Source organism: Actinomadura sp. B10D3 (genome assembly GCF_039871695.1).
GTDB classification, from domain to species: domain Bacteria; phylum Actinomycetota; class Actinomycetes; order Streptosporangiales; family Streptosporangiaceae; genus Spirillospora; species Spirillospora madurae.
Genome location: NZ_JBDPLY010000011.1, coordinates 63,212 through 77,422, shown reverse-complemented (window position 1 = coordinate 77,422; position 14,211 = coordinate 63,212). Strand labels below are relative to the sequence as shown.

General features: G+C 73.2%; 11 protein-coding genes. 5 read left to right on the top strand and 6 right to left on the bottom strand.

Annotation, left to right across the window (positions count from 1 at the left end; genetic code table 11):
* The first annotated feature begins 128 nt into the window (after nt 1–128).
* Nucleotides 129–1,346 (top strand): Ig-like domain-containing protein, encoded by a 1,218-nt coding sequence (locus tag ABGB11_RS18295; protein WP_347634245.1) that lies wholly within the window; start codon nt 129–131, stop codon nt 1,344–1,346.
* 73 nt (nt 1,347–1,419) lie between these two features.
* Nucleotides 1,420–2,529, top strand: coding sequence for a hypothetical protein (locus ABGB11_RS18290; RefSeq protein ID WP_347634243.1), 1,110 nt, complete (start codon nt 1,420–1,422; stop codon nt 2,527–2,529).
* Nucleotides 2,530–2,563: 34 nt separating this feature from the next.
* Here ABGB11_RS18290 and ABGB11_RS18285 read toward each other — a convergent pair whose 3' ends face one another.
* The gene (locus ABGB11_RS18285; RefSeq protein WP_347634241.1) at nt 2,564–3,001 is read right to left on the bottom strand and encodes a VOC family protein; all 438 of its coding nucleotides are present in this window, start codon (nt 2,999–3,001) and stop codon (nt 2,564–2,566) included.
* A gap of 1 nt (nt 3,002) precedes the next feature.
* A complete protein-coding gene (locus ABGB11_RS18280) occupies nt 3,003–3,575 on the bottom strand; it encodes a DinB family protein (RefSeq protein WP_347634238.1) in 573 nt (190 codons plus the stop codon).
* A gap of 61 nt (nt 3,576–3,636) precedes the next feature.
* Between ABGB11_RS18280 and ABGB11_RS18275 the strand changes: the two genes are divergently transcribed.
* Nucleotides 3,637–4,599, top strand: a complete 963-nt coding sequence (locus tag ABGB11_RS18275) for a YafY family protein (RefSeq protein ID WP_347634236.1) — start codon at nt 3,637–3,639, stop codon at nt 4,597–4,599.
* A gap of 102 nt (nt 4,600–4,701) precedes the next feature.
* Nucleotides 4,702–5,133, top strand: coding sequence for a Fur family transcriptional regulator (locus ABGB11_RS18270; RefSeq protein ID WP_347634234.1), 432 nt, complete (start codon nt 4,702–4,704; stop codon nt 5,131–5,133).
* A 93-nt stretch (nt 5,134–5,226) separates the two neighbouring features.
* On the opposite strand, the gene katG is transcribed toward ABGB11_RS18270, so the two are convergent.
* On the bottom strand, nt 5,227–7,455 hold the full coding sequence (gene katG, locus ABGB11_RS18265; RefSeq protein WP_347634232.1) for a catalase/peroxidase HPI: 2,229 nt from the start codon (nt 7,453–7,455) through the stop codon (nt 5,227–5,229).
* On the bottom strand, nt 7,448–7,891 hold the full coding sequence (locus ABGB11_RS18260) for a Fur family transcriptional regulator (RefSeq protein ID WP_347634529.1): 444 nt from the start codon (nt 7,889–7,891) through the stop codon (nt 7,448–7,450). Before ABGB11_RS18260 ends, katG begins: the two co-directional genes overlap by 8 nt.
* Nucleotides 7,892–8,059: 168 nt before the next feature.
* Here ABGB11_RS18260 and ABGB11_RS18255 point away from each other — a divergent pair, with 168 nt between their 5' ends.
* Nucleotides 8,060–9,340: a hypothetical protein gene (locus ABGB11_RS18255; protein ID WP_347634230.1), complete on the top strand. Its 1,281-nt coding sequence runs from the start codon at nt 8,060–8,062 to the stop codon at nt 9,338–9,340.
* A 15-nt stretch (nt 9,341–9,355) separates the two neighbouring features.
* Here the strand turns inward: ABGB11_RS18255 and ABGB11_RS18250 are convergent, their stop codons facing one another.
* Complete coding sequence (locus tag ABGB11_RS18250; RefSeq protein ID WP_347634228.1) at nt 9,356–11,056, bottom strand: GMC family oxidoreductase; 1,701 nt, start codon at nt 11,054–11,056, stop codon at nt 9,356–9,358.
* 194 nt (nt 11,057–11,250) lie between these two features.
* Nucleotides 11,251–14,193 carry a right-handed parallel beta-helix repeat-containing protein gene (locus ABGB11_RS18245; protein WP_347634226.1) on the bottom strand — a complete coding sequence of 981 codons (2,943 nt, stop codon included), beginning with the start codon at nt 14,191–14,193 and terminating at the stop codon, nt 11,251–11,253.
* Nucleotides 14,194–14,211 lie beyond the last annotated feature (18 nt).

The window sequence follows — 14,211 nt, the reverse complement described above, 5'->3', positions numbered from 1 at the left end:
AGCCGGCCGTCACGCCTTCCGGGCCGGACGGGAACACGGGCCGTTCCGCAAGCGATCTTGATGCCGTCCCGCGTCACGCGGGCCAGGCGGGCTGTTAAGGGAGAACGGTGCGAGGTAAGGCGTTGGCGATGGCGCTGGTCCTGGGACTGGCGGCCGCGTGCGGTGGCGGCGACGGCGGCGAGGGCGCCGCCGGGACCACCGCGAAGAACGGGGACGGCGCTCCCCAGGTGACGATCACCCCGGCGAACGGCAGCGGCCGGGCCCGCCCCGACCAGGGCGTGACGGTCACCGCGGCCGGCGGCACGCTCGGCGCCGTGTCGGTGAAGCTGCGCGGCGCGGCCGTCCCCGGCACCCTGTCCGCCGACAAGACCATGTGGCGCTCGAAGTGGACGCTGCGGCCCGGCGGCGCCTACCAGGTGTCGGCGACGGCGACGTCCTCCGGCGGCAAGTCCACCACCGCGAGCAGCGCCTTCCGCGCGAGCCGCGCGACGGCCGCCACCCGCGTCAACAACGTGGTGCCGAGCCAGAACGAGACGGTCGGCACCGGGATGCCGGTGTTCGTCCAGTTCAACAAGGCCGTGCCGGAGAAGGCCAGGCCCGCCGTCGAGCGCGCCATCGAGATCTCCTCGACCACCCCGACGGAGGGCGCCTGGCGCTGGCTGAGCGCCGGCGAGTCGTTCAACGGCCTCCCCTCGGTCGTGTTCCGCCCCAAGCAGCCGTGGAAGCCGCGCCAGAAGGTGACCGTCACGGTCCACTACGCGGGCCTGAAGATCGGCGACAACGTGTTCGGCGACCGGGACGTCGTCCGCACCTTCAAGATCGGCGACTCGCACACCGTCAACATCAACGCCAGGACCCACCGGGCCGTGGTGAAGAAGAACGGCCGCACGGTCCGCACCTGGGGCGTGAGCCTCGGCTCGGGCGGCGACGTGCAGGCCGACGGCGTCGACCACCTGCTCACCACCAGCGGCGTCCACCTGACCATGGACCACGTCCGGCTGGAGCGGATGCGCCCGCCCGGCAAGAAGAAGGGCGACCCGGGCTGGTACGACGAGAAGGTCCCGTGGGCGACCCGCATCTCGAACAGCGGCGAGTACATCCACCAGAACATGGACGACCCGTCCTGCCTCGGACGGCGCAACTGCAGCCACGGCTGCGTCCGCTCCCCCGCGAGCGACGCGCAGTGGTTCTTCCACTGGTCCTACCGCGGCGACCTGGTCACCATCAGCGGCACCAAGCGCAGCCTCCAGTGGACGAACGGCTGGGGCTACTGGCAGATGCCCTTCGCCAACTGGGCCAAGGGCAGCGCCCTCAGCACCTCGGTGACCACCACGCCGCTCGCCTGACAGGTTCCGCGAACCCGTGCTGAGCAGCGGTTAGTCTGCTGGTTCCAGCGGCCTTGCGAGCACGGGGTGGGCGGTGGCCTCGAAGATCGTCCTGCACATCGGTCTCCAGAAGTCGGGGACGACCTTCCTGCAGCGCGTGCTGCAGGCGGGCGGCGAGGCGCTCGCCGAGGCGGGGGTTCTCTACCCCGTCCCGCCGGACTGGGAGCGCGGGAAGCGGACCGTGGCCAACCACGAGTGGCCGAGCTACGGGCTGCTCGGAACCGAGTTCCCCTGGGTGTCGCGGGAGCGGGCGGCCGAGGAGGCCGGTTCCTGGAAGGCGCTGCTGGACGAGGTGGACGCCTGGCCGGGCACGGTGCTGCTGTCGGCCGAGGCCCTGTCGGTCGTCCGCAGGCCCGCCGTCGACCGGCTGATGGACGCGCTCGGGACCGGCGACGTCGAGGTGGTCGTCACGGCGCGGAGCCTGGGGCGGTCGCTGCCCTCCCTGTGGCAGCAGCACGTCCGCAACGGGCGGAGTGTGAGCCTCGCGGGCTATCTCCGGACGCTGGCCGAGCAGCGGAGGGCGGGCTGGGAGCGCATCGAGGAGGACCCCGCGCTGCACCTCTGGCGGGCGTTCTCGCTGAGCCGGCTGGTCCGCCGCTGGTCGGAGGCGGGCGCCGCGCGTGTGTCGGTGGTGACCACGCCCGGCAAGCCCCCCGGGCTGCTGTGGCGGCGGTTCGCGGAGGCGGCCGGCCTGCCCGAGCTGGACGGGCTCCCCGCGCTGACGGGCCGGCAGGCGCACACCGGTCTCACGGCGCCGGAGACGGTGGTGCTCTCGTCCATGAACGCGGCCATCCGGGAGAGGTCGTGGAGCGGGCAGAACGCCGACTGGGTGCGGCAGGTCGTCACGGAGCGGTTCCAGGCGCGCGGAGACCGCGGCGGCAGGGCCGTCATCCCGCCCGAGTGGCGGCCCCGCGTCGCCGGGTGGAGCGACGAGGACCTCCGGGGGCTGCCCGGAACGTCCGCGCGGATCGTCGGGGACGCCGGCGACCTGCGGTACGACCCCGGCTTGGAGGCGGGGTCCGCGCCGACCGCCGAGGAGGTCGGGGCGGCCGGCGCTGACGCGGCGGTCGCGCTCGCGGAGGCCGCCCTCGACGAGTCGTTCGTGCGGCGCAACGTCCGGCGCGTCCGGCGCAGGCTGCGCTGAGCCCTTCCAGTCGGGCCCGGCCGGTCGGGCCCGGTCAGTCGAGGCAGAACTCGTTGCCCTCGGGGTCGGCCATCACGATGTGGCCGAAGGCGAGCGGCGGCGCGGGCTCGTGGCGGTTCAGGCGGGTGGCGCCGAGGGCGACGAGCCGCGCGGCCTCGGCCTCCAGGGCCTCCATCCGGGCGTCGCCCTCGAGACCGGGCGCGGCGCGCACGTCGAGGTGGACGCGGTTCTTGGCCTGCTTGCCCTCCGGCACGCGCTGGAAGAACAGCCGCGGCCCCGAGCCCTCGGGGTCGACCACCGCCGAGGCGTCGTTGCGGCGCTCGGGCGGCACGCCCATCGCCTCCAGGGCCTCGTCCCACGACGCGAAGTCCCCGGGTGGATCCTGCAGCCGGTAGCCGAGGACCTCGGCCCAGAACGCGGAGAGCGCGGCCGGGTCGTTGCTGTCGAAGGTGATCTGGACGTCGCGGGCCATGTCAGCTCGCCTCCCGGTGCGTGTGCAGGTAGAGGTCCCGCAGCAGGCAGACCTCCGACAGATGATGGATCAGCTCGCGGTTGATGTGCAGGACCAGCGCCGACATCGGGTACTCCGCGTACGCCCCCTCCGCCTCGCCGCACGGCTTGGCGAGACCCGCCTCGCCGAGTGACTCGACGCCGGCCAGCCACGTGGCGTACTCCGCGGCGAGCTGGTCCAGCGCCTCGGCGGCGGTCGCGGCGAACTCGAACGCCCCGTAGTCCGCGGGCGCGCGGCCGAAGTGCGCGGCGCTGCGCATCGCGAGCACGCCGACGATCACGTGCCCGAGCCGCCAGGCGATCGTGGTGAACGGGGCCGGGTCGGGCGGGGGGAACGCGAAGTCGATGGTCATCGCGCCCGCCCCGGCCTGGATCGGCGCGGTACCGGTGCCGCGCGGGCGGACGCTCCAGCAGTCCGGCACCGGCTCCCAGAAGTACTCGTCGTCGGTCAGCCCGTCGAGACGGTCGCGCAGCTGGGTCGTCCAGTGCCGGTCGATCTGGTCTCTGAGCTGCTCGTTCCAGTTCTGATCGCTCATGGGACCAGCGTTCCCCATATCGCGGACAGGATCCTTCCGCGATCCGTGGGACGATGACCGCGTGACCGTCGAGGCGACGACCGAGCGGGTGCTGCGGCTGCTGGCGCTGCTCCAGCGCAGGGCGTCCTGGACGGCCGCTGAACTGGCCGCCGAGCTGGGCGTGACGGACCGCTCGGTGCGCCGCGACGTGGAGCGGCTGCGCGCGCTCGGCTACCCCGTCCAGGCGGCGTCGGGCGTCGGCGGCGGCTACCGGCTCGGCGCGGGCACCCGGCTGCCGCCGCTGCTCCTGGACGACGCGGAGGCGATCGCGACCGCGGTCTCGCTGCGGATGGCGTCCGGGGGCACGGTCGCGGGCGCGGGCGAGGCGGCGCTCCGGGCGCTCGCGAAGCTCGACCAGGTGATGCCGCCCCGGCTGCGCGCCGAGGTGCGGGCGGTGCACGGCGCCACCGAGACCCTCGTCGGCCCGGGGGTCCAGATCGACGCGGAGCTGCTGGTGACGCTCGCGCGGGCCTGCCGCGACGCCGTCCGGGTGCGGTTCCGGTACGCGGGCCGGGACGGCGGGGAGCGCGAGCGGTCGGTCGAGCCGGTGCGGATGGTCGCGACCGGCCGCCGCTGGTACCTGATGGCCCGGGACGTCGACCGCGACGGCTGGCGCACCTTCCGGCTGGACCGGATGCGCGAGGTGGCGGAGACGACCTGGCGCTTCCGGCCGCGGGAGCATCCGGACCCGGTCGCCTACGTGCAGCGGTCCGTGACCGCGGCGCCGTACCGCCATGTCGCCCGGGTGCGGCTGCACGCCCCGCCCGACCGGGTGCGGGAGCTGGTGCCGCCGCAGGTGGGGCGGGTCGAGGACGAGGGCGGCGGGCGGTGCGTGCTCGTCGCCGGCGGCGACGACCTCGACTGGCTCGCCGTGCACGTGGCCCGGCTGGGCTTCGACGCGGAGGTGCTGGAGCCTCCGGAGCTGCGGGAGGCCGCCGCCCGGCTCGCCCGCCGCCTCGCGGCGATGGCCGCCGGCACCGGCTGACCGCCCGGTGGGACGGGCCAGGCGGGATCGCGGGCCGAGCACATACACTTGCGGTATTCGCTGACTTCACCTGTTCGCGTTTGTGAGGAAAGGTTCGACGCCATGACGGCAGCCGTGGGGCCGACGCCCGCCGAGGAGCTGCGCGGTGCCGGGCTGCGCGTGACGGCCGCCCGCGTCGCGCTGCTGGAGACCGTCCGGGTCGGTGACCATCTCGGCGTCGAGGCGATCGCGAACGGCGTGCGCGACCGGGTGGGGCACATCTCGCTGCAGGCCGTCTACGAGGCGCTGCACGCGCTGACGGCGGCCGGGCTCGTGCGGCGGATCCAGCCGGGCGACAGCCCGGCCCGGTTCGAGGGGCGCGTCGGCGACAACCACCACCACCTGGTGTGCCGCGACTGCGGCGCGCTCAAGGACGTCGACTGCGCCAAGGGCGAGCCGCCCTGCATGCATCCGGTGGACGACGGCGGCTATCTGGTCGACGAGGCCGACGTGACGTTCTGGGGGCTGTGCCCCCGCTGCCGCCCGGAGGCCTGAGACGCGGGCGGCCCGGCCGTCCGGGTGTCCGGACGGCCGGGCCGCGGAGTCCCTCCGGGCCGGCCCCCGCGAGAGCCGGCCCGGACGAGAGGATCAGATCAGGTCGTACCGGTCGAGGTTCATGACCTTGTCCCACGCCGCGACGAAGTCCTTGACGAACTTCTCGCGGGCGTCGTCGCTCGCGTAGACCTCGGCGAGCGCGCGCAGCTCGGAGTGCGAGCCGAAGACGAGGTCGGCGCGGCTGCCGGTCCACTTGACCTGGCCGGAGGCGTCCCGCCCCTCGAAGGTCTCCTCGTCGGAGGACGTCGACTTCCACGTGGTGCCGAGGTCGAGCAGGTTCACGAAGAAGTCGTTGGTCAGGACCCCGGGGGTCTCGGTGAGGACGCCGAGCTGCGAGCCCTTGTAGGTGGCGCCGAGGACCCGGAGGCCGCCGACGAGGACGGTCATCTCGGGGGCGGTGAGGGTGAGCAGGTTCGCCTTGTCGAGCAGCAGGTACTCGGCCCGGAGGCGCAGGCCCTTGCCGAGGTAGTTGCGGAAGCCGTCCGAGGTCGGCTCCATCTCGGCGAACGACTCCTCGTCGGTCTGCTCCTGGGAGGCGTCGGTGCGCCCGGGGGTGAAGGGCACCTCGACGGTGTAGCCCGCGTCCTTGGCGGCCTTCTCGACGGCGGCGCAGCCGCCGAGCACGATCAGGTCGGCCAGGGAGACCTTCTTGCCGCCGGTCTGGGCGCCGTTGAAGCTCTCCTGGACGCCCTCCAGGGCGCGCAGCACCACCGCCAGCTGGTCGGGCTCGTTGACCTCCCAGCCGTTCTGCGGGGCGAGCCGGATGCGGGCGCCGTTGGCGCCGCCGCGCTTGTCGGTGCCGCGGAACGACGAGGCCGCCGCCCACGCGGTGGCGACCAGCTGCGACACCGACAGGCCGGTGCCGAGGATCTGCTGCTTGAGGGCGGCGATGTCGGCGGCGTCGACGAGCTCGTGGTCGACGGCCGGCACCGGGTCCTGCCACACCAGCACCTCGGACGGGACCTCCGGGCCGAGGTAGCGCTGGATCGGGCCCATGTCGCGGTGGGTCAGCTTGAACCACGCGCGCGCGAAGGCGTCCGCGAACTCCTCGGGGTTTTCCTTGAAGCGGCGCGAGATCGGCTCGTAGATCGGGTCGAAGCGCAGCGACAGGTCCGTCGTGAGCATGGTCGGGTGGGTCCGCTTGGACGGGTCGTGCGCGTCCGGGACGGTGTCGGCGCCCGCGCCGTCCTTCGGCCGCCACTGGTGCGCGCCGGCCGGGCTCTTGAACAGCTCCCACTCGTACCCGAAGAGGATCTCGAAGAAGCTGTTGTCCCACTGGGTGGGCGTGTTCGTCCAGATGCCTTCGAGGCCGCTGGTGATGGTGTCCCCGCCCTTGCCGGTGCCGTAGGCGTTCTTCCAGCCGAGGCCCTGCTGCTCCATCGGGGCGCCCTCGGGCTCGGGGCCGACGCTCTCCGCCGGGCCGGCGCCGTGGGTCTTGCCGAAGGTGTGGCCGCCGGCGATCAGGGCGACGGTCTCCTCGTCGTTCATCGCCATCCGGCGGAACGTCTCGCGGATGTCGCGGGCCGCCGCGATCGGGTCGGGGTTGCCGTTCGGGCCCTCCGGGTTGACGTAGATCAGGCCCATCTGGACGGCGCCGAGCGGATTCTCCAGCTCACGGTCGCCGGAGTAGCGCTCGTCGGCGAGCCAGGTGGTCTCCGGGCCCCAGTAGACGTCCTCGTCGGCCTCCCAGACGTCCGCGCGGCCGCCGGCGAAGCCGAACGTCCTGAAGCCCATGGACTCCAGCGCGACGTTGCCGGTGAGGATCAACAGGTCGGCCCAGGAGAGCGCCTGGCCGTACTTCTTCTTGACCGGCCAGAGCAGCCGGCGGGCCTTGTCGAGGTTGCCGTTGTCGGGCCAGCTGTTGAGCGGCGCGAAGCGCTGCTGGCCGGACCCGGCGCCGCCGCGGCCGTCGTGGACGCGGTAGGTGCCCGCGCTGTGCCACGCCATCCGGATCATGAACGGGCCGTAGTGGCCGAAATCGGCCGGCCACCAGTCCTGCGAGGTGGTCAGCACCTCGGCGACGTCCCGCTTCACGGCGGCCAGGTCGAGGCTCTGGAACGCCTTGCGGTAGTCGAAGTCCTCGTCGAGGGGGTTGCGCTCGGCGCTGTTCTTCGCGAGGAGCTTCAGGTTGAGCTGGTCGGGCCACCAGCCGCGGTTGCCGCCGCCCTGCGTCGGGTGCGGGGCGCGCTCGTGCGCGACCGGACACTCACCCGCGCTCGCGGTGTTGGTGTCGTAGACGTCGGCCTGGCCGTTGTCAGCCATGTCGATTCCTTTCCGGGCCGTCTGTGGGTGAGCCTGTATCTGTGGCGGTGGAGCAGTCGGGGCACAGGCCCCAGTAGACGACCTCGGCCTCGTCGATCGTGAAGCCTCGGTCGTCGGAGGCGGTCAGGCACGGCACATCGCCGACGGCGCAGTCGACGTCGGCGATGGTGCCGCAGGACCGGCACACAACATGGTGGTGGTTGTCTCCGGTCCGTGACTCGTAGCGCGCCACGGAACCGGAGGGCTGGATGCGCCGCAGCAGTCCCGCCGCCGTCAGCGTGTGCAGCGAGTCGTACACGGCCTGGTGCGACACCGTCGGGAGCTCCGTGCGGACGGCTCGGATGATCGAGTCCGTGTCCGCGTGCGGCCGCGCGTGCACCGCACCGAGCACGGCCACCCGCGGGCGGGTGACGCGGAGGGCGGCGCCGCGCAGCATCTCTGGGAGGTCCGGGGGCGTCGACACGGAGGACAGCTTGGCCCACTTTCTGGAATGAGTCAAGAATACGGGCGAATCCAGTGAAGCCGGGCGGGCGACCGGTCGCCGCGGGGGCCCGGTGGTCCGGAGAAGGAGGTGCGAATCAGGACGTTTCACTAGGATGCTCGCGTGCGCGAAGATCAAGGGGTCTGGCCGGACGCGGCCGGTGACGACGTCATGACCGCGCCGCTCCGGCTCCCGGCGGGCGGGCCTGGGGACCAGCAACCGGCGGAGGCGGTCGTGGAGCGCAGCAGCGAAGTCGATTCCGTGCCGGTGCACGCGTTCGGCCGGGACGTCGAACTGCTCGGCGAGCTGGTGGCCCAGCTCGCAGCGACGGCCGGCACGCTCGGCGAGCGGCTGGACGGCGAGGTCAGCGAGGTGCTCGGCAGCGCCGAGAAGGCCCTGGCCGAGGCGCGCGGCGCGCGGCAGGAGGCCGCCGAGGCCGACGCCCGCGCGGCGCAGGCCGAGGCCCGCGCGGAGGCGGCCCGCAAGGAGGTCGCCGAGGCGCAGGAGGAGCTGCGCAAGGGCCTCGCCACCGCCAAGGCGAGCGTCGCGGCGGCGCAGGAGAGCGAGGCCAACGCGTGGAAGGAGGCCGGCGCCCACCAGCAGGCGCGGGCCACGTCCGCCAACGAGGCCGCCAACGCCGAGGGGCTCCGCAAGCGCGCGGAGGCGGCGTGGAGCACCGAGCACCAGGCCCGCATCGACGCCGAGCGCGAGCGCGACGACCTGGCCACGCGGCTGTCCGCCGAGCAGGCCGCGCTGGCCACCGCGCGCACGGACCTCGCGGACGCCCGCGGTGAGCTGGAAGGCCTGCGCGCCAGGCTGGAGGAGGCCGCCGAGGCCGAGCGGCGGCTGCGGGCCGAGCTCAGCGTCGTGCAGGGCGAGGTCGCCGGGCTGACCGTGGAGCGCGACGCCGCCGCGGCCCGGGCCGTGGAGCTGGCCTCGCGCGCCGACCGGGCCGAGCAGCTCGCCGACACCGCGGACGCGCGCATCGACGCCGAGCGGAAGCGCGCCGACCGGGCCGAGCAGCGCGCGGACGCGGCCGAGGCGCGCGCCGACGCCGCCGAGATCCGCATCGACCGCGACGCCGCGACGGTCCGCGCCCTGCAGGACACGCTGCGGGCGGCGCTGGACCTCCCGTCCATGGAGGACGTCACCGGCGGCCGGCGCGGGGTGCAGGTGGGCGGCACGGGCGCGGTCACCGTCCAGCCCGGCGGGCTCATCGGCGTCGACGAGGTCCCCGAGCTGATGGACGGCGAGCTGGCCGGCCGGTTCGCCCGCGCGATCCTCGCCGTCCGCGTCCACCAGGCGACCCGCCGGAGCGCCCACGAGCCGCCCGCCGAACCGGCCGCGGAACCGCCCGCGGAACCGGAGGCCGAGGCCGAGGAGACGGCCTCGGACGACGCGTAGCGCCGCCCGCCCGCGTCACCTGAGCGCGGCGGGGGCGCCCTCCGGGACGACCGGCCTGCCGGGCATGACCCGCTCGACGCGCTCGTAGGTGGCGCCGGGCTCGGGCCGCGGGTCCTTCTGCCCCCGGTTCGGCCAGAACGCCATCGCGCGCTCGGCCAGGGCCGTGATGGTGAGGGACGGGTTGACCCCGAGGTTCGCGGTGACCGCCGAGCCGTCCACGATGTGCAGGCCGGGATGGCCGTGGACACGGTGGTAGGGGTCGATGACTCCGGCCTCCGGGGTCTCCCCGATGACGCAGCCGCCGATGAAGTGCGCGGTCGTCGGGATGTTGAACAGGTCGAACCACGTCCCGCCCGGGGTGGCGTCCAGTTCCTCGGCGAGCATCCGGACCGCGTCGTGCGCGACGGGGATCCAGGTGGGGTTGGGCTCCCCGTCGCCCTGGCGCGCGACGAGCCTGCGGCGGCCGAGGCGCCCCCGCTTCTCGCCGAGGGTGATGGAGTTGTCGGCGGTCTGCATGACGAGGGCGATGACGGTCCGCTTGGCCCAGTCCCGCAGGGACAGGCCGCGCAGGATGACCGTCGGGTGCCGGGCGGCCAGGCCGAGGAACTTCAGCCAGCGGGGCGGGCCGCCGCCGTCCACCAGCAGCGTCCGGATGGCGCCCATGGCGTTGTTGCCCGCGCCGTAGCGGGTCGGCTCGATGTGGGTCCTGTCGTCCGGGTGGAAGGACGAGGTGATGGCGAGCCCGGTGCTGTGGTCGACGTCCTTCTTGCGGTGCCACACGGTCATGCGCTCGACGCCGAGGAGCGCCTCGGAGTTGGTGCGGGTCAGCTCGCCGAGCCGCGGCGACAGGTGCGGGAGGCGGCCTTCCGCGCGCATCCGGTGCAGGAGGCGCTGCGTCCCGTACGTCCCGGCGGCGAGGACGACGTGCTCGGCGGTCAGCGTCTTCCGGCGCCTGCGCAGCGGCGCCGTGCGCTCGGTCGCGACCTCGTAGCCGCCCCCGGTCCGCGGCGCGAGACCCGTGACGGTCGTGTCGGGGACGACCTGCGCGCCCGCCTTCTCCGCCAGGTACAGGTAGTTCTTGGTCAGCATGTTCTTCGCGCCGACCTTGCAGCCGATCATGCAGGACCCGCAGCCGGTGCACGTCGTCCGGCGCGGGCCGGCGCCGCCGAAGTACGGGTCGCCGGCGTCCTCGCCCGGCTTCTCGCCGAAGAGCACGCCGACCGGCGTCGGATGGTAGGTGTCGCCGACGCCCATCCGGTCCGCGACGCGCTTCATCGCCTCGTCGGCCGGGGTGACGAGCGGGTTCGTGGTGACGCCGAGCATGCGCCGGGCATGGTCGTAGAACGGCTTCAGCTCGTCCTGCCAGTCGGTGATGTGGCCCCACTGGCGGTCCTTGAAGAACGGCTCCGGCGGGACGTACAGGGTGTTCGCGTAGACCAGGGACCCGCCGCCCACACCGGCCCCCGCGAGCACCAGCACCCCGGCCTTGCCTCCCACCAGGTGGACGCGCTGGATCCCGCGCATCCCGAGGCGCGGCGCCCACACGTACTTGCGCAGCCGCCAGGACGTCTTGGGGAGCGTGTCCTCGTCGAAGCGGCGTCCGGCCTCGATCACGGCGACCCGGTAGCCCTTCTCGACCAGCCGCAGCGCCGACACGCTGCCGCCGAACCCCGAACCCACCACGATCACGTCGAAGTCGAAGCCGTCCTCGGCCACCGTGCACACCACCTTCGTCGGGGGAACGAAGGGCCCGAGTGTGGCCTTCCGGACCATCGCACACCATGCACGCAACGCAACGATTCGCCGGCGCGTCTGTCACCTGATTGACAAACCGGACCTTGTGGCTTGGGCAGAACCGGCCGCACGCCCCCGACACGTCACTGCGAGCCGGGGCCCGCGCGGCACGGCCGTCAGACGATGTCTTCGGGGAGGAGAGTGGTGAGCTGGTCGGTGGTGAGTTCGGTCCCGGTGTTGGCGAGCCGTTCGGTGCGTCGGGCGTGGGCGGTCACGGCGGCGCGGAACAGCTTGTCGACCTCGCGGCCGTTGCCCTGCCGGAACCGGTCGCGGTTCGCCTCCAGGTGGGCGGCCAGGGCCTCGCGGGTCGGGTCCGGGACGCGGTAGTCCGCCGCCTTGGCCTTGCCCTCGAAGATGGAGATGAGGCCGTCGACGGGATAGGGCGCGAAGGTCAGGGTCCGGGCGAACCGTGAGGCAAGGCCCGGGTTGGTGGCCAGGAACCCGTCCATCTCGGACGTGTAGCCGGCGGCGATGACGATGACCTCGTCGCGGTGGTCCTCCATCAGCTTGACCAGGGTGTCGATGGCCTCCTGGCCGAAGTCGTTGCCGCCCCCTTGACGGGACAGCGTGTACGCCTCGTCGATGAACAGCACGCCGCCGCGGGAGCGATGGAACACCTCGGTGGTCTTCTGCGCCGTCTGCCCGACGTACTGGCCGACCAGGTCCGCCCGTGCCGTCTCGACGACCTGCCCCTGCGCGAGGACGCCCAGCGCGGCCAGCAGCTCCCCGTACAGGCGGGCCACGGTCGTCTTGCCGGTCCCTGGCGGGCCCGCGAAGATCAGGTGCCCGGTGAACGGCTCGGCCTCCAGCCCGGCCGCGCGCCGCCGCCGGGCCGACGCGATCAGGTCCAGCAGATCGCCGATCTCGCGCTTCACCTCGTCCAGGCCGGTCATCGCGTTCAGCCGTTGCTGGACGGACCGGACCTGCCCGGCGTCGCGGGCCTCCCCGAACCGCGCCGCCAGACCGGTCTCGACGTCGAGATCAGCGGCCACCAGCAGGGACAGCTCCTCGGCGGACGGCAGCTCGTCCAGGTCGGCGAAGCGCTGCGCCTGCCGCTCCACCGCCGCCTCGAACACCTGCCGCGCCGCCCGCCCGTTGCCGAACGTCGCGTCCCGCTTCACCGACGTGAAGTGCTCCAGGATCGCCTGCCGCGCGTCGTCGGCGAGCCGGAAACCGGCCTTCTCCGCCCGCGCCTCGACGATCTGGACGAGCTCCCCCGGGCTGTAGTTCTCGAACTCGACCGTCCGGGAGATCCGCGACTTGAGCCCGGGGTTGGCGGCCAGGAAATCGCGCATCTCCGCCGAGTACCCCGCCGCGATGACGACGACCTCGTCGCGGTGGTCCTCCATCAGCTTGACGAGGGTGTCGATGGCCTCCAGCCCGAAGTCGGTGCCGGACGCCGTGCGCGACAGCGTGTACGCCTCGTCGATGAACAGCACGCCGCCTTTCGCGCGGTCGAACGCCTCGGTCGTCCGCAGCGCCGTCCCGCCGACGTTCTCCGACACCAGGTCGGCCCGGCTCACCTCGACGACCTGGCCCTTCTCCACCACACCGAGCGCCGCCAGGATCCCGCCGTACAGCCGCGCGACCGTGGTCTTGCCCGTCCCGGGCGGACCCGCGAACACCATGTGGCGGCCGATCGCCGGACCCGGCGGCAGCCCGGCGGCGCGCCGCCGCTCGGCGACCTTCTGCAGGTTCGTCAACTTCCGGATCTCGCGCTTGACCCCGGCGAGGCCGATCATCGCCTCCAGCTCCGCGAGCAGCGCGTCCGCCTTCGTGCCGCCCTTTCCCTCCGGGGCGGGCGCGTCGGCCTTGGGCCCGGCCGGCGCCTGGACCGCGGGCTTCTTCGCGGGCGCCGGTTCGGGGGCGTCCTTCTTCTCGGCGGTCTTGACGGGGACGTCGAACCGGTCCGGCCGCCCGTTGCGGACGCTCGTCAGATCGCTCACCACCACCTTCGCCTCGACGGAGGCGACGATGCCGCGGCCGAGGTTGTCGGTCAGCGAGCAGCCCTGGACGCTGAGCTGGGTGCCAGGGTCCGCCGACACGCCGGCGAGCTTGTTGGCGCTGACCGTCACCCCGTCCAGCACGCCGAAGCCGCCGGAGCCCAGCCCGACACCGCACTTCTCCGCCTCGGCGACACGGCCCCGGCGGAGCATGACCTTCGCCTTCTCGATGACGGAGACGCCGTTGGCGCCGGCTCCGACGATCTCGCAGTCCTCCAGGACCGCCTCGCTCTTGCTCGCGATCATCCCGGCCCGCGCGGACGCGTCCACTCTGGTTCGCCGCGCGGCCAGAAAGGCGCCGTTCAGCACCCATATGCCGTCGATCCCCGCGTCCGAGATCCGGATGTCCTCCGCGTCCACCTTGCCCTTGTCCCGTACGACCAGGGCCGTCTCACCCGAGTTCTGGATCGTCGAGGTGCGGAGGGTCACGGTCCCGTGGTCGTCGACCACGATCCCGGACTTGCCCGGACCGCTGATCGTGCACTGCTCGATCACGGGCCGGGACCCGTCGCTCACCCAGATGGCGTGCTTGCCCGCGTCCTCGACGCGGCACGACCGCAGCATCACCGAACTGCCACTGCGGATCGCGACCGCGTTGGCGTTCGCGCCGGTGAGAACGGTGTTCTCCAAGGCCCCTGTCGAGGCGCTGTAGACGACCGCGCCCTCGTGCACCGTGCAGTCCCGCAGGTAGAGCCGGCCGCCCTTCGACGTCCGCACGGCGATGTTGGACCGGGACACGAACTCGCACCGGTCCGCGATGACGGACCCCTCGTCGAGTTCCACCGCGGTGCCCTTGTCGCTCCAGTTCCGGACGATCAGCCCTTGCAGCACCACATTGCCGGTGACCTCGACTGTGGCGACGGTGCGGCCGTCGAGCGTGACCGAACCCAGCCCTTCCACGGCCTCCAGGACGAAGTCGCCGCTGCTGCGAAAGCCGGTGTTCGGGTACGAACCCGGCTCGATCAGGATGTGGCGTCCGGGAGGCGCGTTCGCGGGCAGCGGCGCCTTGAGCGCCTCCAGCACGGTTCGATACGCCCCGGGGGAGGTCTGTGACACGACCAGACGATGCAAGCT